We start from the raw sequence: 21551 nt of genomic DNA on the forward strand, positions 1-21551 counted from the left end.
AAGTAGTATTAGGATCAAGATCAAAGGAGGAAAAGATGGATAACTATTATTATGAAGAGGCCAATTCAGGTAGTTCTATTGGTATATTACTAGTTTTAGTGGGGATTGTGGTTGTTAGTTGGTATTTATTGGCAAAAAGACTATTGCCATGGATTAACCTTAAATTAGACACACATTTTAAGTGGTGGCAAATTCCTATTGCAATAATCATGGCGTTGTTTGCTATTTACGCGATGATTGCGGCAAGTGATCATAAAAACAAACAAGAAATCTCTGAACGTCACGCGAGGCTGAATCAATTGTCTGATTACGAATTAGAAAGAGTAATGCAATCGAGTGATTCAATGGAAGACAAACGTTCGGCAAAAATAATTTTACAAAGTAGGATTGACGCCAAAAAGCGTATGTGGACTAAATAAATGACTGTCATTTTTAGTAGGACAAAAGAGGGGAAGTTTCTTATTGTCTACTAAAATTAATAAGGATGGGGAACTGCCGTAACATGGTTAGCTAAATAGCTAATTGTGTTGCGGTTTTATTTTTATAGAACAAATTCACTACGTTACAGTGGGGTATTTGTGAGAGAAATATTGGGCGGACGGTGCTCCTTGAAATTATGTTGAGGCCATTCTTTAGTTCAAATAAGATTACAGCTCAACTCAATGAAGGGTTAAATAATGAGTCGGGTCCAAAAGTATCACCTATTTTTTATATTAATGAAGAGATACCAATGAAAGGAAACGTGGATATGTATGAAACCAAAGGTACTAAGCTTGTTGATAGCAGTTGTCGAGTTAGCCTTTACGATTATGGAAGCTAAGAAAGGAAGAAAAAGATGAAAAATTCAAAGGCAACGTTTAAAGTGGAAGCACAACTATCGGATGACGGTAAGCACCGTTATAGTTATATGAAAAAGTGGGATACCAAAAAGCCCATGGCAACAGTTATCACAATATACCCTGGGTCAGATGATGTGTTGAAAGAGGATTTAACGACGATGTTGATAACGAATCAGTTGATTACTGATTACGGTGGTTTTTACTTAGTGAATCTGTTTTCAAAGTTAGGGTTGAATAAAATGAAGTTAGGCAATGAAAAAGAGTTAAATGACTCTTTTTCTGATGACGTCATCCAGGCGTTCGCAGAGGCCACCAGTGACGTGATCTTAGCTTGGGGAAGTGTGACTCAGTTAAAAGTGGGGGCCAAACGAGCTGAAGAAGTAGAAAAACTAGTTGCAGAAACGGGAAATGTGAGGATGCTAACAGATAGTCTAGGAAAAACTTGTTATCATCCGTTATCACCTAAAGTTCGAAAAAAATGGTATTTAAAGTGAGTTGACGAAATGATTATTAATCATGTGGGGCTATTTTTCTCCCTTACTAAGATAAGAAAGTTATTTTAGTAAGGGACCTGATTATATTTGGGCAAAGTAATTAACAAAAGTAACTGGCACTATAGCGAACACTCTTCATAAGCGAGTTTAGCCTTTTTGTGGAAAGCATAGACACTCGAATTCCTTATCATGTGGTACCGAACAATTGAGAGAGTTTGCTGAAACGACCAGTCTTTGGCAAGTGTAACTGAATAGAGACGCTTAATCATTGGCATCGTCAAAAAGAGTTTTTTTTATAGCCAAGACGAAAGATAGTCGTAAATAAGTGGGCAATCATCACACATAACATATGACGATACCAAGCTGTGCACGTTCTTGTTTCGTAATGGGTCATCCCTAAATAACTTTTACACTCTTGAAAACACTGTTCAATCGACCACCTTTTTGTAGCCAGTTGGTCAAGAGTTTCGATAGGTGTGTTCATTGTGGCGTTACTAAGAAAATAATTGAACTTCCCATCATCATATCGTCTGATGTAGACCCAAACGTCTTCTTCTGGTGCTAAATAATTCCCATAACGAGTGGTACTTCGGCAAGCAACTGCCTTTATGACCTTGATATCAGCGTAAATCGGCCCCTTAGCCCCTTCGGCAATGAGTTTCCTTTCCCAAGAATAGTCGTCGCTTAAAGCAATTTCCTTCACGGTAACAGGTGATTGATCGGGGAGGGATTGTTTAAAAGGACGTCCCTTCTTTTTCAGATTGTCAGGAATAGACATAGTGGGTCTTTCAAGGTAGAGTCGTTCATCTTCTTTCACGGCAGCAAAATAATAGATAGAATCTGGCAACCCACGTAAAAAGGCATGATCACACCCTATCCATTTTATATCGAAGTCATTGGAAGCGACCGCTTGTTGAATCAATTCAAGTGCCAAGTCATTTTTTGTTTGAAAGCAAGTGTCGTCAGGAATACGACAGTCTTTTCTTTTAGCGACATAGTCATCTGATACCCACTGTTTTGGCAAATAAAGTTGACTGTCAATTAAGCCATAGCCTTTTTCCGAAACATAACTTGAAAAAATGCCTGCTTGGCAATTCTCTGTTTTCCTTAATCGACCACAGTATTGACGAGCCACTCCGGCACTGTTGTTCCCTTTCTTGATAAAATTGCCATCGACACAAAGAAAGCCATCAGGAGCTGATAGAGTATCTGAAAGTTGTTGGTGGTAGGAGCGTCGTAGCGACTCTTCAAACCCCGTCGAGCGGGTGAAAAACTGTTGGAGGCTTCTAACGGAGGACTCGCCTAAGAAAGCTAATGCAATCGGTTCAATACTTTTACGATCCAAATCGCTTAGTAAGCCCTTTTCAAACGTAGAAAAATAACGAAATTGAGACGGATGTGAAAAACAGTTTTTATACGAGTCCAAATAAGTGAGTAATTGATTGAGTAGTTCCGTATCTGAAAGTTCTGATAAACCGAGCGTATCAGACCAATTTGAGCGGTAGCTCTCTAGCTGACTCACCATTGTTGGCGCCTCCTTTTCTATTTAGTATACCATTTTTTTCTTGTTCGCTGTAGTGCTATGTAGAAGTAGTGTCTAGTGACGGATAATAATTATAGTACCAAAAAAGATAAGGAACTAAGGCTCCTTATCTTTTACTTGTTTGACTGGTTTTTATTTTGCCATTCATTCAGGAATTTTTGAAGGTCATTTTCAAATCGAGTCAAGCTATAGCAAGTATTTTTTTCTACCGCGTTACCATTTTCGTGAGTATATATGGACTGTTTAGTTGAGTAGCTATCTTTACTACGGAGACTAGTTCTGACCCTACTAAGAAGAGTCGCGTTTTTCTTTTTAAGTTCATGCGCTGTGACAATAGAGGGAGCTATTTGAGGGAAGACAATATTTTCCAAATTAGAAAGGACTGTGATTTTATCGTGATTGTCCGAAATCTCACGTTTGAAATCATTTGGTAAAAAAAAATCATCTGTATTAAAAGAAAGTCCATTATTGTTAATGTATTCTAGATCAAAGATATCATTGACTAAACGTTCAAAATAGTACTCACTATTAGTCATGCAAAAATAGAAATCATATAATAAGCAGAGTAATCCCGTTCTTTTTTTTGAATCAACCAGGTTCGTATCGAAAACTTTATAGTATTCAGTATGGGTAAGGATGGTTTGTTTATCATGTGAAAGCGCTTCTCTTTCTTTTTTTATTCTTTCAATCAATCCTGACTGAGGCGCATTGATAAGTGAGAGATTTTCTCTTAATAAATCAGGGTACCGATATTTTTCTTTGAGAAAGGGGAGTTTTACTTTGCTGCCGTCCCAAATATAGTGAGAGCTAAAGAGAATCAACATTGTTAATGCAATATTGCTATCTATTTTTGTTTTTGTTAATGCTTCTAAGTTACATGTCGTACATGTTTCTAATTGATCAATTAATGGCCTGTGATGTCTGTCGTTTAAAAAAGCTAATAAGGTGCCGATATTGTTAATTTTAGTAACTAAATCTTGTTTATGAGTGTAAAAATTGTCAGCGTAGGAAATAATTTCACCGTTCTTTTTTATATAGAATGAGTTTTCTAAAAGGTCATTTATAACTACCAAATTGATTCCCACCAGCTTTCTTGAAATTTGTCAATTTTAATTATACATGAAACGACCTCTAAAATAAAGAGGTCCGACAATAGTTCAAAGAGCCCATTAAAGCCGTTAAAATGATTCGCTCTATGTTGGTATGATGGTGTTGTGACAGAGATTTCCAATCGCATTTTAAAGAAAAAGGGTTAGGGCATCTAGGGCATTTAGGGCAGAGAAAATAAGTTGTCACAAAAACACTAGGAGGAATCAAATGGACCAGTATGGAAGATATTTGAAAGCAGATTATGTGGAAGTAGTGAAGTGCAATACGTTAAAAGGTGGAGTACTAGCTGAGTGGCTCGACCGACTAACAAGTCAGGACTTTGAAACATTGAAAGCTTATTGCAAAGCTTGTTATAGTAAGGATAGCTACAATCTATTTAGGAATATCTTGGCGCGTAAAAATTTAGAGATCACCTATTCTGACTTCAATAAATTGAGTGTAGATGAGGGGATCACATTAGCACCACCGTTGCTAAGTGAGATAAAGCGATTTGGAAAAGATATGTTAATTTTGCAAGCTGGTTTCTATATGGAAGAAAAAAAATGGAAAGTGAACAAGGATAAATATGCGAATTTCTTGATGAAGCGGTTAGAAATTGTTGTGAAGAGCACGGAACCAGAGCAACTATACATTTACGACATGCAAATAGGATTTTACGTACCAGAAACGTTCGTTTTAAAAAGGATCATGACGTATTATTTGAATGAATTATTAACGGACAAATGGACGGAAAGGTTGGAGAAATCAATTCTAGAGTTAATTAAACGTAAAGCAACTACTATCCTTGAAAGCAGTGTGCCGTCTAAATTTGCTTTTTCTAATGTCACGTTCAATCAAGCGACTTTGATGTTAGAAGAGCATAGTCCAAAAAACTATTTGTTTTTTGGAAGTAACGCTAAGGTTGATCCGGAGGGAGGCGCTGAAAACTGTCCAAAATTTTTAGAATTTTTAGGTAGTATGTTTGATGAAAAGACGGTGTTATTCATACAAGAATTCTTTGGATATGTTCTAAGTGATTCCTTTGAGGCAAATATTTTTTTAATTGCTTTTGGTGATGGTGCCAATGGCAAAAGCACACTTTTTCAAGTGTTAGAAAAGGTAATTGATAACAGAAACATATCGAACGCCAATTTGGATGACTTGAATCGTCATTTTGGTTTACAATCGCTAATAGGACGAAAGTTTAATGTTAGTAGCGAGGGAAGCGCTGAAAATTTTGGAACAAGTCGAGTAAAGGCCATTACAGCAGGGGAACCGTTGCTGGTTGACCAAAAGAATATAGCGCCCGCTAGCATGATTCTACCAACTAAACTGTGTTTCTTGGTGAACAAATTACCAGTCCCCACTGAAAGTACTTATGGGTTTAGTCGTCGATTAATACTACTTCCATTTAGTAAAATATTTGTTCCGCATGAGCAGGATTCTAAATTAGCTGCTAAATTAGAAAACGAAATTCCAGGCATTATCATGTGGACGATAGCTGGCTTGAAGCGCCTCAAGTCTAACGATTTCAATTTTACAGTCAGTGAGTCGATGAGAAAGGCTAAAGAGAATTACCTACATATATCGAACCCGGTAGCTGATTTCATAGAAGAGACAATAATAGTTGAAGTAGGAGCTAGAGCGATGTGCTCCGACATTTTAGAGCGTTACGAACAATGGAAATTAAAAAATGAAGAGTTACTTGAAGGTGCTATGAGTCCGCAGATGTTTTGGAAGAAGTTTAAAGAGGCGTACTTTGAGCGTTTTCAGAGAAAAGTTGAGATAAAAAAAAGTGGTGGAATTCGGTATGTCAGTAACTGTAAGATGGATTAAATAATCAGCCCTGTCGGCACTGATGGCACACTATCTGAAGGACTAGGTAAAAATGGACCTAATTAACGCTAGAAAATGTAAATTAGGTCCGAATACTTCAAAGAAACATCCTAACAGGTGATTATTGCTCACTTATCTCATGTGGAACTTCGTTCGTTAGGAATGGATTATTCAAAACCCTGTTGAAATACGTAGGATATTTTGTAATTGGCTGCAAAATAATCGACCGTATGCATTCAAATTCGACGGGGAAATGGTGAAAAAAAAGGAGAATTAAAATGACAAATTTGTTGCGAGACTATCTTCAGGTACATTATTCAATTGGAGTTGAATTTGATACGCGAGCGTTATATGTGTATTTTAAACAGCTGAATTATACTCAGAGTCAAATAGGGGCGGGATTAAATAATCTCAAAAAAAAAGGTGAGCTTTCAAATAGGCCGAACTTATCTCAAAATGTAGGATACAACCCTAATACAGGCAAACAAAGAGCAAGGATATGGAAACGATTAGTATAGTACCAATGCTTGTCAGAGGCACTTGAGTTGCCCCATTTCTTCATTCGAAGACTGTGACGAGAGAGATAGCAATAAAACAAGTTTAAAATATATATTATCATTTTGATGAGTGTAAGTAGAAACAGGTTACTTTTTATAACCACAGTCTTAAAATAGGATAGCGGAGGAACGATATGACTAATAAACTATACGCAGTAAAAGAAGGGCGAGTACCAGGGATTTACTCAACATGGAGTGATTGTCAACAGCAAGTAAAAGGATTTTCAAATGCCCGATATAAATCATTTGCCACCGAACCGGAGGCAACGGCTTATTTGGATGAAGAGAACTCCAGCTCAATACGTAAGATACCCAAAAATCCTATAGATGCTCAATTATACGTTGATGGGTCATGGAATAACGTCAACCAGCAGTATGGGTGGGGGGTTGTTATTGTTGTGTGTGGGAGAACGGTTTCTAGCGGCTATGGTGCAGGAAGGAACCCAAGCTACATCAGTCAACGTCAGATTGGTGGTGAGGTCGTAGCTGTTCTTCAGGGACTTAGCCGAGCTGTTTTTAAAGAGTATAAGCATGTTGAAGCCGTCTATGATTATCAAGGAATTGAGAGTTGGGTGATTGGTGATTGGTCAACAAAATCATCAATCGGAGGTGCTTATGTCTATCATTTGGAGACCTATAAGGACCAACTTGATATCACATTTATCAAAGTAAAAAGTCATAGTGGGAACAAATATAATGACATGCCTGATAGGCTGGCAAAAAAAGGGGCTCATAAATGTAGTCAGTGTGAAGTAGGTGACAGCTTGGCTAATCAAGTAGATGGTAAACCTATTGCTTAAATTCTTTCAAACCAAGATGCTTTAGATTTAATGATTGTTACACGTATTATTTAATTATTTAAAGTTAGCTGAGTTTATACTTTCAGCTGAATGATAGGAGGTGAGTATAGCATGAATGATACGTTTTTAAAGGAATTGACGACGCAACTCTTACCGGTGTTATTTCATCATTTAGACATTGATGAGGATCAAAAAACGTAAAAATAAAACAACAGATGTAGTGGGATTTGTCTCATTGCGTCTGTCTTTTGTTTGCCCAGCATGGGCAAACTCTAACGGGTTCAAGTCCCGAGTACGTCCGGTAGTGGAAAGTACCTAGCTGAGAACAAGGGTGTCCATCGTGAGGTGGAATCTGAAGGAAGTTTAAAGCAAATCTCTGGTCCGACGAACAGAAATCACATAAGAGGTGACATCTGAGGATAAGGCTGCGAAAGAAGCTAAAGTCCCATAACTACCGCAACAATCCGATGGCGTAAATGTGGCGGATAGATGGAGAGGAAGAGGTTGTCCCTAACTGGGGAGGGCTCACATATCTGCCCCAAACGCTCATAGTGATATGAGTTTGGAAGGTGAGTAGTCAGCCGAAGCCATAGTAGTGATGACGCAAGGTGAAAGCTTTGAAGAGCGAATGGCTGAACAACTTTATTGTTAGGGAATCTCGATTGAAAGAGGAAAGAGACCACTGGCAAAGAGCGTAAAAGTGGATGCCGACTTTACGAGAAAGAAAGGAATAATACCTATATATATTGAAAAATTAATGAGTCAAATCTTAGACAAAGAAAACCTTAAAAAAGCGATCAAACGGGTCAAAAAGAATAAAGGAGCCCCAGGCGTAGACGGTATGACAATTGAGGAGCTTGTTCGATACTTCGCAGAACATTCTGAGGAAATTAGACATCAACTTCTCAGCCGTACGTATCTCCCTCAACCAGTTATGCGAGTGGAGATACCAAAGTCCAATGGAGACAAACGATTACTACGGATACCAACAGTGATTGACCGAGCTATTCAACAAGCTATTACCCAACAATTCAGCCCCATTTATGAAGAGATATTTCACTCAACTAGCTATGGGGTTCGTCTGCATAAAAACGCGGAGATGGCAATTCGCCAAGCCTTGACGAATATAAATGATGGATGTCAATGGATTTTCGATATTGATTTAGAGGGAATCTTTGACACGGTTCATCACAATCACTTGATGACCTTGATAGCAAAAACAATCAAGGATGGAGACGTGATATTTTTAGTCAGAAAATACTTAGTGAGTGGGATACAGATGGACGGTGGCTTTAAAGAGTCGATTATAGGGCCAAAAAAGGTGGCAACCTATCTTCATTATTGAGTAACATTATGTTGAACCAATTGGATCGTGTGTTGGAAGAGCGGGGGGGATTTGGTCGTTATGCGAATGATTGCCTTATCTTTGTCAAAAGTGGCATGTCAGTTAGGTGACTCCTGCGAAATATGACGACCTTTATTGAAAGGAAGCTAGGATTGGTCGTGAATTGGGCAAAATCTAAGGTGACAAGACCTACTCATCCAGACTTTAAATTCTTAGGAAATAGCCTCTTTGACGGTTTTGGTAATGTAGACATGGCGAGACCTCATCAGGTCTCGGTAGCTAGTTTTAAGTATAAGTTGAAACAGTTAACACGACAAAACTTGAGTGTTAGCACAGCGTATCGTATCGGAAAGATCAATCAGATAATCAAAGATTGGGTAATTGGGGGAAGGTAAAATGAATATATCCTACTGTCGAACATCAGTGCACCGTAAAAATAAGATTAGCTTAGGTACTCAACAACGTAAAGTTCTGGAAATGACAAATAGGTTAGAGGAACCAGTTCCGTTATTTTATTTAGACCAGGCTTTTTCAGGTGCGAATGTGTGTCGACCAGCATTTCAATCATTGCAGGAAGCAATCAAAACTTCTACAGAACCTCGCAAGCTGTACGTCTATCGTTACGACCGTCTATTTAGAGATGTGCGCTTAGCGATCGAATTTTTGTCTCTTTGTCACAGCCATGGTGTCCAGATTGTGTCGATCATGGAGCCGTTGCCGGAATCAGTGAGGGGGTCTCCCCATCTGGAATCGCTTTTTGTGACGATCCTATTTTCAATGGCAGAATTTAGTCGCAGTGCCTTAATTGAGAATCAGCGAATCGCGTTGAACCGAAAAGTGGCTCAAAAGGAGTATCTATCCGCCAGGGTACCGTATGGTTATCGATGGGAAACGAATCAGCCTATTATAGTAGAGGACGAAGCGAAGATTATTAAGAAACTATTTCAATGGTATACCAGTGGCGAATATGGCTTTGGGCGCCTCACATCAAAATTAACAGATATGGGAATAGTGAAGAGAGACAAGCCTTTTTCCGTCAATAGTGTTAGGGGCATTTTAACTAATCCGTTTTATACGGGGATGATTAAGGGGGGCTTACAAGGAAGTTATCACGGGAAACATGTCCCTTTGGTGACAGCGGCACAGTTTGTACATGCTCAAGCGATTCGTAAAAGCAGACACATCACTAAGGGGAAGGAACACCCATTTCCGCTCAGACGAAAAATACGATGCCCTAGTTGCCAACATACGCTAACTTGTGGCACGAGAAATGAGCACAACAGGTATTACTATTGTCCAATATGTAAAAGGTTTAATCTCTCGGCAACGAAGCTTGAACAAGAGGTATTGGCTCTAGTAACTGCCTATTTAATGAAGGAAGACGTGTTCGCCATTCTGGTAAATGAGATGATCGCCCAAGTAGCTGACTTGAACGATAATAAACTAGCAGAACTTCAGCGTATAGTAGCTGATAAGACTCGTTTAATGGATCGATTTGAGCGAGGAGAACTAGCGTTAGAGGCATTTACGGCTCAATTAAAAGCATTAACGGCGAAAGAACAAGGAATTCAAAGACTAAGCTGGAGTAATGAGAAGGAATTGCAGTTAGGTAAGTTATTAGAATTGAGAGACTTGAAAGTCACCTCACTTATTTTTGATAAAATTAACCAAATTGATCTAACAAACAATAAGAAATTGAAGGGGGTTAAGATAGATGGATTGCCAACAAGTATCAAGCCCGACACAAACAGTGGCGATTAAACGCGCGGCTCTTTATATTCGGGTCTCAACTGCGGAACAGGCAGAACATGGCTATAGCTTACACGCACAAGAACAGGTTCTCCGTGAGTACTGTCTAAAACATGACTATCAGGTCGTGAAAGTATACGCCGACGAGGGCATAAGTGGCAAACGGACCGAAAATCGTCCCGGGTATCAACAATTGATGAAAGATGCGCAGTCAGGCCTATATGATGAGCTGTTTGTTTGGAAGCTGACACGATTAGGCAGAAACATGCGGGACGTCCTAAACACGACGGAAACGCTATTTAAGCATGGTGTCGGGTTTCACTCGATCTCAGAGAACTTTGATGTGACGACAAGTACTGGTCGACTGATGTTGCAGTTACTAGGAAGTTTTGGTGAATTTGAGCGGAATCAAATTTCTGAAAACGTTCAGTTGGGGATGAAATCGTTAGTCAAAGACAAGAAACGATATGCGGGTGGACGCCGTCTTGGCTATGTCGCAGGAGTTGACGAAAATGGGATGAAGCAGCTCATCATTGAGCCCAATGAAGCCAGTATAGTCAAACAGATATTTTGCCAGTACGTTCAAGGGAAAGGGTACCGGGCGATAGCAAACCAGCTGAATAATCAAGGGCGACTAACTGTAAAAGGCAATTCATTTTCAACCAACGCAGTTAAGGATATCCTAAATAATCAAGTCTATGGCGGTTACCTCTTGTACGCGAAATATCAAAATTGGGAGGAGAAACGACGAAAGGGAAAGAATCCAACCCCGATTTTAGTCAAGGGAACCCATGAGCCTATTGTATCAGAAGAGTTGTTTGAACAGGTTCAACGGCGTTTACTTACCGAAAACAAACAGCCAACTTGGAACCATCAGGGAGAAAACCTACTGACAGGTTTATTACGTTGCCCAGAATGCGGGGGAGCTATGGCAGCAAGCAATACCACCAACACCTTGAAAGATGGCACCAAGAAAAAAATTCGTTACTACTCATGTGCCACCTTCCGAAACAAAGGAGCCAGTGTCTGTCATGCCAATTCCATTCAGGCAAAGGTCGCTGAGGCGTTTGTGGCAGACCGTTTGAAAGAAATCATTCAGATACCGGAGATAGTGGAGCAACTTGTAAAAGAATTGAACAAAGAAAAAGTTCGCCAAGTTACCCCATTAGAACAAGAATTAGCCGTCAATCAAGTGGAACAAACCTCGTTAGAGGAAAAACTAACAAGATTTCGTCAAGTACTAGACGTGACACCTGAAATGATAGAAGATATCCAGCCGAGAATTAACTCCCTGATAAAGCAACAAAATGAGCTGAAAAGTCGTAGCTATGAGATTCTATCCATTCTTGATCATCAAGATATTAAAGTACATGTAAAGGATGTTAAGAAATTGGTCAAGGCATTGGATGAGCTACTAGAAGGACGTGAAAAAGCTAAAACAAAAGCGATCTACCGTACCTTTGTTAAAGAAATTACGTTTGATGTACAAGATAAAACGCACTTACAAATGACGATGTATTTTGACGAGGGGATTATTAATCAGTTGAACGAACATTACCGAGAGGTCGTATCCAGTAAAATGGATGCGGCCCTTTTTGATTATACTGGTAGCCTGTTACTAACGATTTAACCGCTATGAATACGTGGTAGAGCATAACACTCACCCTAGCGATTATAAAACGCTAGGGTGAGTGTTACGGAGTAGTGTAACAGCGGAGATGATTAAAAATAAAGTAATAATCGTAATAAGTAGATCTGAGAATGAATTTCTGCTATAATTTATGAAATAGAAGATAGGTGAATGAAATGTCAAACAAGAAAACTATAAGAAAAAATAGCTTGAACAAATATATTTTAAAGTCTTCGGAAGAAATTGGTTCCTTGTATGAGGAAAATAATCCCTTTGTAGATTTAATTATTACCTCTCCACCATACTTTGATGCAAAAAAATATACTGATAGCCACTTAGAAATCGGAGTTAATCAAACTTATAAAGAATATCTAGACAGTTTAAAGAGAACGTTTGAAGGATTGTATGCTATATCTAAGGAAAGTGCGTCATTGTATCTAAATATTGATACGTTAAAAAGGAATGGGAAAGTTTTAAGACTTAACGATGATGTTGCTAGAGTATTAGAGGAAATAGGATGGATACATCAAGATACAATAATATGGGATAAGGTGAAAACTTTACCATATGCTCGAAAAGGGCAGTCAAGAAATGTATTTGAGTATATACTTTATTTCACGAAAGATAAAAAAGATTACACTTATAACGATGAAATAATAAAAAGTATAAAACCCATGCATTGGTGGTTTAAACATCCTGAGAAATATAGCCCCAAAGGCGTGTCCCCTTCAAATATTTGGAGTTTCTCGATCCCTCCTCAAGGGAGTTGGGGGTCTCAAGTAAAGGACGAAAGTAAAGTTTTAAAACACGCGTGTCCTTTCCCACCAGAAATGTTAGCACGGATTATTTTACTATCCTCAAATAAAGGAGATATTGTTGTGGATCCTTACGCAGGAACAGGGATTTCATTAGAAGTTGCGAAAAGGCTAGATCGCAATTTTTTAGGATTTGATATATCTAGTGAATCTGAAGAGATATTTTACAAAGCTACTAGCTCTTTTGTTGAAAAGAGGTGGGATAACATTGTCAGTTATTATAAGTATCAATCGCTTATAAAACCTATATATTACCGGAATATTATTTTATTAAGAGTGCTTAAATATGTAAAGATACTAAATAAGGAAATTGAAAAGAACAATTCATTGGATGACCTTAATGTAGAATACTTATGTATTGACAAAGTTGATATAAATTTTAATCATGAAAAACGCACAGATAAATATGCAAAAGTAGAACTCTGTTACATCTCAAAGAATGAGCAAAGCAAAATACTGCTTAGCAGTTTAATCAAAATAATCCAACAATCAAAACTTAAAAAATTTGGTTTAGAAGTTGTGATTACTGTAAAAAGTTTTGGGTATGAAAAGTTTGATAAAAGCTATTACTTCTATCGAGAGCAGGGGCAAGAATTTGAATTTGTAGAAACTAATATGTTAGAACCGAAGAAGGGACGTATTAATGTTTTTAGTTGTTTCAAACTAAAAAAAGAAGAACTAAATTTAATATGGGAAGATACAGTAGATGAAGATATAAAAGAAAATTATACTAAAAAGTTAGACAATTTGGATAGATAGCTGATAGAGTAAGGGTTAAATGCTATAATAGAATAAAACCGTTCTTATTATAGGAGGAGAAACAATGGGAGTACTAGAGTTAACCCAAATAAAAAACCGCTTAATTCAGGAATATTCACAGTTTTTTCCGGATTTAGATACTAAAGATATTAAAGATGCTTCTTTGTCTAAGTCATTAGCAGCATACGCAATTTGTGTCTTATTTCCAGAATCAAATAGGGATATTGTTATAGACAATTTAGTTGATGGATCAGACGATAATGGTATTGATTTAATATATTATGATTCGAATACAAATAAGCTATGCTTTGTTCAATCTAAATACAACCATAAAGGAAATTCTGAACCAAGCTTAGGAGATATAAAAAAGTTTTTAAGTGGGATACAGGATCTACTTTCCATGAAATTTGATAAATTTAATGATAATGTTAATAAAAGAAAAGACGAAATAATTTCTATACTTAATACTGATGGTTTAAAATACAAGGCGGTTCTTGTTTATACTGCCACTAATTTATCCAAACACTCTTTAACAGAGTTTAATGAATTTAAGGCTTCTCAAAATAATGCAAATGAAGTAGCAGATTTTGAGATAATAAATCAAAAAAGGTTGCACAACTCATTGAGGGCTGAATCTCAGCGTATTGATTTAGATATTCCGCTAACTTATTGGGGAAAGTATAATATTGATAATCAGGATAATAAAACTAATCAAGCATATTATGGACAGGTTTTTGCTGAAACACTGTGTGAATGGTGGGATGAGTATGGTGATAGTTTGAGTACTTTAAATATTCGGAAATTATTGGGCGAGACTGATATTAATACTGAGATGAGAGATACAATTGAAATTGAGCCTGAAAATTTTTGGTATTTTAATAATGGAATTACATTAGTTTGTGATGAAGTAGCGAAAAAATCAATGTTCGGAGCTAGTTACGAAGCGGGAGTTTTTGCTTGTAAAAATATAAGTATAGTGAATGGTGCACAAACTTTAGGAACCATTGGAAGATATGGTGTAGAAAGTGAGGCCAATAGGGAAAAATTAAAATTAGTAAAGGTGCAGCTTAGAATTATTTCTACGTATTCAGAAAGTGAAGAAGAGGAAGTTTTCTATGATGAAGCTTTTTTGAAGAAAGTAACTAAAACAAATAATAGACAGAATCAAATAACACCTAGAGATTTTCTCGCACAAGAGCCGACTCAGAGAAGGATAGAAAGCCAATTAGCGATTGAAGGTATAACCTATCATTTAATGAGGGAGGAGCATGAACTGGAAACAGAGTCTAGTTTTACTGTTCGCGAAGCAACTAGAGCGTTATCATTTGCTAAAGATATTGAATCTACGTTTTTAGCAAAAACTAATATTACTAACATTTATTCTGACTTGAACCACTTAAGGTATAAAAAAATTTTTAACGATTCAGTAACTGGAATTTATGTGTGGAATTGTATATTGATTCAAAGAGAAATAAACAAGCAAATGACTAGTATAACTATAAGTCTTACTTCAGATAAAGAGAAATCTATTCTTACGTATTCTAAAGAAGTAGTTAGTAAGATAGTGTTTGATGATATAAGAATTGATAAAATTTCAGATTCAATGATACTAGATGAAAATCAAATTTTAAATTTTTCTATAGAAAAAAGAACAAGAAAAATAGTCAATAAGTTATTAGAGAGTAGTCTGTTTATTAATACTGACAAAGACATTCCAACAGTCATGAAGAACAATACTTTTATAAAAAAATTATACCAAAGTATCGAAGAGAAGCTGGATATTGGACTTATTAAAGTTGAAGAGTTTGATATCCTTACATTGGACAAACTAAGTGTTTTAGAAAGAAAAATATTTGAAGAATTTTCTCAGAAGATAATATCTAATGAGTACGCATATAGTTTTCTTAAGACGTTCTTAACAGATTTCTATGATTCTTCAGATCACAGTACAGGGTATCAATCGAATATTCATATATATAGTAATAGTACTGATGAGTCTTTAGCAGTTAATAAGTTCTTATTTAGAATAGCTTTTTATAAACAGATGATAATTTCTTTTGACTACAACAGGTTTCATCATTATCGAAGCTTATATTTACAAGACAAAGACGTAGAAAAACTAATTATTGATAAAACTAATAATACATTAAAATTGATAGTTAATTCTCAAGAAGATTTAGATAATGCACAAAAGTTGTTTAGTGTATTAAAAAAACATAAATTTTAATTTAATTGGATATGGTGAAAAATAAAATAGATGTTTGATAAGTTATATAGATAGCATTTATGTATCGAATTGATTATCATAAAAAAACCATTCATTTGTGACATGCGCATGTAGTTTATAAGTTCAATATAAGTTTGGTTGATCTCAAAATAATATTCAATAACAAGTAAAACTAATCATATTCTATAATAAGTTTATGGTTAGTTTTTTGAAGAGGAACGATTACGTGCAAACATATAAATTGAAAACTTCATCCAAAAATGTACTTAGAAATGAATCATTAATTTAATGTATATACATTCTAAAAAAAATCAAACATACGGCTTCATTTTATTAACAGCCTAATCGTCAGCGAAGAGTGATTGTCAGCGATTTTCCAGCTGATGATTAACGAAAGATGACGATTATTAAATAGAAACCATATATTTTAGAAATCGTAAAAATATTTATTAGTTCAGTACTGAGATTGTATAAAAATAAAGGAGTTTAAAATGAACGGTTTTTTGAAATATATTATAGTTGTACTCGAGAAAGAAAAAGTCACAAAAGTAAACAGTTTTTATGATTATTTGTGTAGAATAGAATATATTAATAGTACTCTTATAAGATTTCCTACAAGTATTGATGGACAATTTTGTAATAATGAATTACCTTATGATATAACATACTTAACAATTGATGAGTTAGTAGGCCAAGAAACTGCTTTTTCAAAAAATACAATCATATTTATAGAAGGTTATAGTAGGTTGATCTCCAAAGATACAATAAAGGAAAGAAAATTAAAAGAAATTAAAAATATAAACGAATTGAAAAAGTTAGTTAAGAATATAGAAGATTTTTTCTTTCCATTACAAATTACAGAAAAAGATATTAATAAATTATGTTGCAAGAGTGAGATTGATAGGCTAGTAGAAAATAAAAAAATCGAATATAGAAAAAAGTTAGAAGATACTATCTACAAGTGTTTGAAGTTAAATCATCCAACAGTAGTATTTGATGAAACAATTTTTTGTGCAGTAAAAAAGAGTAGTGAGAGCAAAATTTTTTTTGGAGATGAAAACCAGCAAACTAGTTTAGTCAATGATGTACTAAATTCATTATCGCTAAAATATGATACGTCAAAAGAGGACACTAAGTATAGTATAGAATTACCCAACAATCGAATTATTGATCCCATGATGTATGTTATTAACAAAAGAGAAGGACTGTATGATTATAACGTTCGAAGCATATTAGATGGATATGCTGAATTTAGTGAGTATAAATCTAGAGAAAGGCAGATTAATAATTTAATACCTCAAATTATTAGAAAGAGTTTTATTAAATTTAAACAAGACGAAATGATTGTATGTATTCCGTCTATTAATAATACTAATGAAATTTTAAATAGCGAACCAAAGCTAAGTAAAGAATTTAAAAAGAAAAATATAAGAACTGTTTTTAAAAATACTAATAATTATGCACAATATGAAATTGCTAATAGTGATGATGATTTATATGAAATTTTAAGATTAGAATTAGATAGATTAAAAGACAAGCAGTTTTTATCATCATTGTTCTTGTGGTATTCAATACCGAGTTATTCTCCGTATGTAAGGACGAATAGTGTAGATATAACAAACATGGAAAAATTAAATTTAGAACTAAAAAATAATTTGAACTCAATCGAAATTGTAGAAGAAAAAATGTCAAAAATTGATATAGAAGTTAAGAAATCTATTGTGCTTTTAGAAAAACTATTTTTTTCAAAAAAAATAAAGAGGATAAAATTTATAACAGAAATACCAATAGAATTTATAAAGTTAAATGAAATACCATTGGTTATGCTAAAAGAAATTAGTAGGGTACCAATAAGAGCGGTGACAAAATCGTTATCTACTGTTAATCAATCAAAAATAATAAAAACAAATATTTGTAAAATTTTATGTATAAGTTTAATAAATCAGAGTGATGATCATATATATCAAAGTACAAAAAAATTAAGTTCAATAAGTCATGATAATAATTGTTATAAATTTGTTGAAGTAGGTTCTTTAGAAGTATTTAAAAAAGTTGTAAATATGGAAAAGCCTGATGTGTTAATAATTTATGGGCATGGTGAGTACATAGAGAGTCGAATGGTTAAGGAGAATACTATAGCTATAGGTGACAAAAAAATAGACAGTCAGGTATTCGACAGCATCGAAAAGAAACCTGATTTTGTGATTTTGGGAGCATGTGAAACTAATGTGGTGTTTGGTCAATCATATTCGCTTGGAAAGAATCTTATTGAGCAAGGAATTACCGCTGTTTTAAGTTCTTACTATAAAGTAAATGCGACATTGACAGCTATATTAATCAAAAAATTTATACTGAAAATTGATAATATTAATAAACAAACAACGATTAGTAGCATTTTTAAAGAGATTACAATAGAAATGTACTTCTATTCTCCTTTGGAATGGTTGAACTTGGAATTTAAACAAGAGGAAAGAATTGTTGAGTTTATAGATAATTATTTAGAAAATAAATTTAATTCGAATCTTATAGCGAGTATAGAGACAATAAGGAAAAGAATGTGGTTACAAATCGAGGGGGAATTTCATCTAAAAGCTGATATAAAAAAAATACTTAAATGTAAAAATGCGAGTAATATAAATAATTCATTATCTTTAATGGGATTTCCAGAAAATATAATATTAAGCCCAAAATAAAATCTTTACTTGATTTCTGATAAATTTAGTTTTTAGAATAATTAACCTCATTCATTTATGATGTGCACAGCCTAGGATTATCCTAAAAAAACCTCATCTACTTGCGATAAGCACATGCGTATCATAAGTAATGAGATTTTTCTTTCAGAGTGGCGGTATGATGGGTTTGATAGAAGACACTATGTTTTCTTGAAGATAAAGTTAATAGAAAAAAGGGCTAAACCTTAACACTTCAAGGTTTAGCCCTTTTAGGATTGCGGAAGGCATAAAAGAAATATCCTCTCTTTCTAATAGACCTAGGCCCATTTATAACTTGTTAGTAGTTCTATTCCTTCTTCTTTGCACAGGCCAGACATAACATCAGGAAAGTTAGGACTTTTAGAAAAGACTTCTTCGCTACCAATCATGATATTAGATCCGGCAATTTCAGCTAGCTCTGAATGACTCACACTATATCTCATTTTACCTAATCGAGACCAAACCATTGCGCCAGAACACATACAACATGGTTCACAACTAGTATAGAGGGTATAGTCAGATAAATCAGTCACGTTATTTTCGCGACAAAAGTCTCTGATTAACCCTAGTTCAGCGTGGTTAGTGGGGTCAGTATGAGTGTGAATTTGATTATTTCCTTCTTTCACAATGCGGTTAAACTTAACTAGAATGGTACCAAAGGGTTTGTTCCTAATGTTGCCAAAGCTATATGGATCGGGGGATCGCGTATTATCAGATTCGAGTTGGTTAAACTTGATAGTGAGAAATTATCTGTCCTCAAAAATTACATTTAATTCTATTTTGTAAAAGCGATTAATAATAGTTTAAGACGTATTTGTCTATTTTTATGGGGATAACTTTGTAATATCATCAAAAATATTGTTTATGTTTTGTATTTAACGTATAATAAAAAGGCGGTTGAGAACTGAGGAGGGATTAAGATGAGTCAAATTAAATTAACACCAGCAGAGTTAGTAGCGTCCGCTGCGAAGTATAAACAGGGGTCTCAAAACATTACTGAAACACTTCAAATGTTAACTCGAGAACAGGAAACAATTCGTAGTAATTGGGATGGGGCAGCGTTTAGAAGTTTTGACGATCAGTTCCAAGCCTTAACGCCGAAGATTCAAGAATTTTCGCAATTACTTGAAGATATTGACATGCAATTGAAAAAAGTGGCAGAAATTGTCGAACAAACGGACCGGGATATTGCATCACAGATCAACGGATAGAAGTAGAAAAAGGAAAGAGATTTCCTTTTTTTATTTATAAAAATATAAGCAATATACAAATTAGTTTATCTTTTACTGTAGGATACGTGTTAAGTTTCTGATGTAAACATAGTGAGATACATCCTAGGATGAACAGGTAAACAGGTGTTTACTATTAAAACAGTGGCGAGAAATTGAAAAAGAGTAATAATAACGATGATTGGTGTCATTTTAACAAGTTCTATAGGTATCACAAGCGTCTTTAGATATTAATAGTATTATGTAAAAGTGGTTCTTATTTCTTGCAGGAGGGGTGAACAGATGAGGAAAAAGTATATGTTAGTGGTAGTAGTTATATTATTGTTTATTATAGGAGGATTAGTCATGAGGTTTAAGAAAAATGATACTATATCAATTGAACAACAGAACAATATAGTTAAAAGGATAGCAAGAAGCTATGAAAATATTGATGAAATAAATTTTTTAAAGTTTTATCAGAATAAAAAAACAGGAAGTTATGGAATTAATTTTATTTTAAATAATGACAAAACATTGAGTAGTGGAATTTCTTTTAGAATGTATGATGATTTAAATAAAAGTGAAGGGTTTGTAGGACTAAATCCTGTTTCTGTTTTTGGAGAATCTAATCCTAATAATAATCCAAGTGACCTAGAGATCGACATAAGCCAAATAAAAATAGTCTATTTGAAGGAGTCACGGTAGATGAATGACGAGCAGTTATCCTTTCTAGCAGAGCAATCTTATTGGGTAGAAAAAGGGCGAGATGATACACCTTATGTACCAAAAAAGAACGAAATTTACTACTATAATCCAGATAATCCTGAATTAGGTCAATTTAAAGTTTTGGAAATTCACGATAATAAAGATAGTAACGGAATGCAATCAATGGCGGTTTCACCTATAAAAGATGGAAAAGTAGATACATCTAATGTTGTTATCGCATATGCAGGAACGAATTTTGATGACAGATTAGATAGAAATACAGACCTTTCAACTATTGGTGGCGGAAATGATTGGATAAACACTAATGGATGGTGGGAAAGTCCTAATAAAGTTCCTTCCCAAACAGTCTCTGCCAAAGATTTTGCTATTAAAATTAAAAATGAATATCCAAACTCGACAATTACTACCACCGGTCATTCACTTGGTGAGTTTTTAGCCATGTATATTGCTGCTGAAAACAAGTGGAAAAACGTTGGTTTTAATGGGCCAGACGCTTATGGAATATTAAGTAAAGGAGCAAAAGAATGGATTAAAAAAAATCCGGGATGGTTAACTAATTATCGTAATCGTGGGGACGGAATAGGAAATTTAATGGGCAATGGAACTGGAGCGGAAGTTTTGATTAGTTTGAATATGGGATTTAAGCCTGATCCTTTACTATTTCATAATTTATCTACATGGAAATTTGAGAACGGCAATCTCATCATTCCTAAAAATGATTACAATAAGACCGCACATAGACAAATGGCAGAACGTGAGTTAAGAAATCAGTTTATATTAAGTCTTGCAAGTTTGAGTCTTTTAGAAAAGAAATTCAAAGCTAGTGGCGGAGGTATTTCAAAAAATGAACGTATATATTTGGATGATAGCCAAGCTCTAGCGGTTGTTCAGTTGCTTTCATCCGAATTCGACCTAGTAATGACGAATACTATAAAAATATATAAAGATGGAATCAGAGAATTAGAAGAATTATGGGAAACGATTAAGAGTAAAGCATTTAATGATACGTCGGAGTTAAGTTATCAGGAAGTGATGGATGCTTTAGAATCAGTCGGATGTAATAAAAATAGTATGGTAACTATTCCTAGTGAGGAATTTCAAAAGAAGATAGAAAAAGCTAATAAAATGGGTGACAAGTTGAAAAAATTAGCGTTGGAAATAAAATCGACGATTGCAGATATGGTTCAAAAAGATGAAGAACTCTCACGGCAATTCAACTAAAG

17 protein-coding genes are annotated in these 21551 nt (G+C 35.0%); 14 read left to right on the forward strand and 3 right to left on the reverse strand.

Annotated features, from left to right (window positions below):
- Nucleotides 1-35 precede the first annotated feature (35 nt).
- Entirely contained in the window at nt 36-419 is a 384-nt protein-coding gene (locus RWN13_RS03500; RefSeq protein ID WP_314060555.1) for a hypothetical protein, read from the forward strand.
- A gap of 416 nt (nt 420-835) precedes the next feature.
- The gene (locus RWN13_RS03505) at nt 836-1333 is read left to right on the forward strand and encodes a DUF1643 domain-containing protein (protein ID WP_314060557.1); all 498 of its coding nucleotides are present in this window, start codon (nt 836-838) and stop codon (nt 1331-1333) included.
- Between the two features lie 277 nt (nt 1334-1610).
- Here RWN13_RS03505 and RWN13_RS03510 read toward each other — a convergent pair whose 3' ends face one another.
- Together RWN13_RS03510 and RWN13_RS03515 are read right to left on the reverse strand one after the other, a co-directional pair.
- Nucleotides 1611-2858 (reverse strand): IS701 family transposase, encoded by a 1248-nt coding sequence (locus RWN13_RS03510; RefSeq protein WP_314060560.1) that lies wholly within the window; start codon nt 2856-2858, stop codon nt 1611-1613.
- 131 nt (nt 2859-2989) lie between these two features.
- A complete protein-coding gene (locus RWN13_RS03515; protein WP_314060562.1) occupies nt 2990-3949 on the reverse strand; it encodes a hypothetical protein in 960 nt (319 codons plus the stop codon).
- A 244-nt stretch (nt 3950-4193) separates the two neighbouring features.
- Here RWN13_RS03515 and RWN13_RS03520 point away from each other — a divergent pair, with 244 nt between their 5' ends.
- The 9 genes from RWN13_RS03520 (at nt 4194) to RWN13_RS03560 (ending at nt 18376) form a co-directional block, all read left to right on the forward strand.
- Nucleotides 4194-5801, forward strand: a complete 1608-nt coding sequence (locus RWN13_RS03520; protein ID WP_314060563.1) for a phage/plasmid primase, P4 family — start codon at nt 4194-4196, stop codon at nt 5799-5801.
- Between the two features lie 278 nt (nt 5802-6079).
- A complete protein-coding gene (locus RWN13_RS03525; protein ID WP_314060566.1) occupies nt 6080-6319 on the forward strand; it encodes a hypothetical protein in 240 nt (79 codons plus the stop codon).
- Nucleotides 6320-6492: 173 nt separating this feature from the next.
- The gene (locus RWN13_RS03530; RefSeq protein ID WP_314060568.1) at nt 6493-7158 is read left to right on the forward strand and encodes a ribonuclease H family protein; all 666 of its coding nucleotides are present in this window, start codon (nt 6493-6495) and stop codon (nt 7156-7158) included.
- A gap of 757 nt (nt 7159-7915) precedes the next feature.
- Nucleotides 7916-8503 carry a reverse transcriptase domain-containing protein gene (locus tag RWN13_RS03535; RefSeq protein ID WP_314060569.1) on the forward strand — a complete coding sequence of 196 codons (588 nt, stop codon included), beginning with the start codon at nt 7916-7918 and terminating at the stop codon, nt 8501-8503.
- Nucleotides 8504-8899: 396 nt separating this feature from the next.
- Nucleotides 8900-10264, forward strand: a complete 1365-nt coding sequence (locus tag RWN13_RS03540) for a recombinase family protein (RefSeq protein ID WP_314060571.1) — start codon at nt 8900-8902, stop codon at nt 10262-10264.
- On the forward strand, nt 10218-11882 hold the full coding sequence (locus RWN13_RS03545; protein ID WP_314060574.1) for a recombinase family protein: 1665 nt from the start codon (nt 10218-10220) through the stop codon (nt 11880-11882). The genes RWN13_RS03540 and RWN13_RS03545 overlap by 47 nt, the downstream gene beginning before the upstream one ends.
- 176 nt (nt 11883-12058) lie before the next feature.
- On the forward strand, nt 12059-13456 hold the full coding sequence (locus tag RWN13_RS03550; RefSeq protein WP_314060576.1) for a site-specific DNA-methyltransferase: 1398 nt from the start codon (nt 12059-12061) through the stop codon (nt 13454-13456).
- Between the two features lie 64 nt (nt 13457-13520).
- Nucleotides 13521-15683 (forward strand): AIPR family protein, encoded by a 2163-nt coding sequence (locus RWN13_RS03555; protein ID WP_314060579.1) that lies wholly within the window; start codon nt 13521-13523, stop codon nt 15681-15683.
- A gap of 491 nt (nt 15684-16174) precedes the next feature.
- Nucleotides 16175-18376, forward strand: coding sequence for a CHAT domain-containing protein (locus tag RWN13_RS03560; RefSeq protein WP_314060580.1), 2202 nt, complete (start codon nt 16175-16177; stop codon nt 18374-18376).
- A gap of 296 nt (nt 18377-18672) precedes the next feature.
- Here RWN13_RS03560 and RWN13_RS03565 read toward each other — a convergent pair whose 3' ends face one another.
- Nucleotides 18673-19131 carry a nucleoside deaminase gene (locus tag RWN13_RS03565; protein WP_314060998.1) on the reverse strand — a complete coding sequence of 153 codons (459 nt, stop codon included), beginning with the start codon at nt 19129-19131 and terminating at the stop codon, nt 18673-18675.
- 183 nt (nt 19132-19314) lie between these two features.
- On the opposite strand from RWN13_RS03565, the gene RWN13_RS03570 reads away from it, so the two are divergent.
- The 3 genes from RWN13_RS03570 to RWN13_RS03580 all read left to right on the forward strand — a co-directional run bounded on the left by RWN13_RS03570 (nt 19315) and on the right by RWN13_RS03580 (nt 21549).
- Nucleotides 19315-19605, forward strand: a complete 291-nt coding sequence (locus RWN13_RS03570; protein ID WP_314060582.1) for a WXG100 family type VII secretion target — start codon at nt 19315-19317, stop codon at nt 19603-19605.
- Between the two features lie 300 nt (nt 19606-19905).
- Nucleotides 19906-20307 carry a hypothetical protein gene (locus tag RWN13_RS03575; RefSeq protein ID WP_314060584.1) on the forward strand — a complete coding sequence of 134 codons (402 nt, stop codon included), beginning with the start codon at nt 19906-19908 and terminating at the stop codon, nt 20305-20307.
- Nucleotides 20308-21549, forward strand: coding sequence for a lipase (locus RWN13_RS03580; RefSeq protein WP_314060586.1), 1242 nt, complete (start codon nt 20308-20310; stop codon nt 21547-21549).
- Nucleotides 21550-21551 lie beyond the last annotated feature (2 nt).

Origin of the sequence: uncultured Vagococcus sp. (genome assembly GCF_963518325.1) — a bacterium.
Lineage (GTDB): Bacteria > Bacillota > Bacilli > Lactobacillales > Vagococcaceae > Vagococcus_D.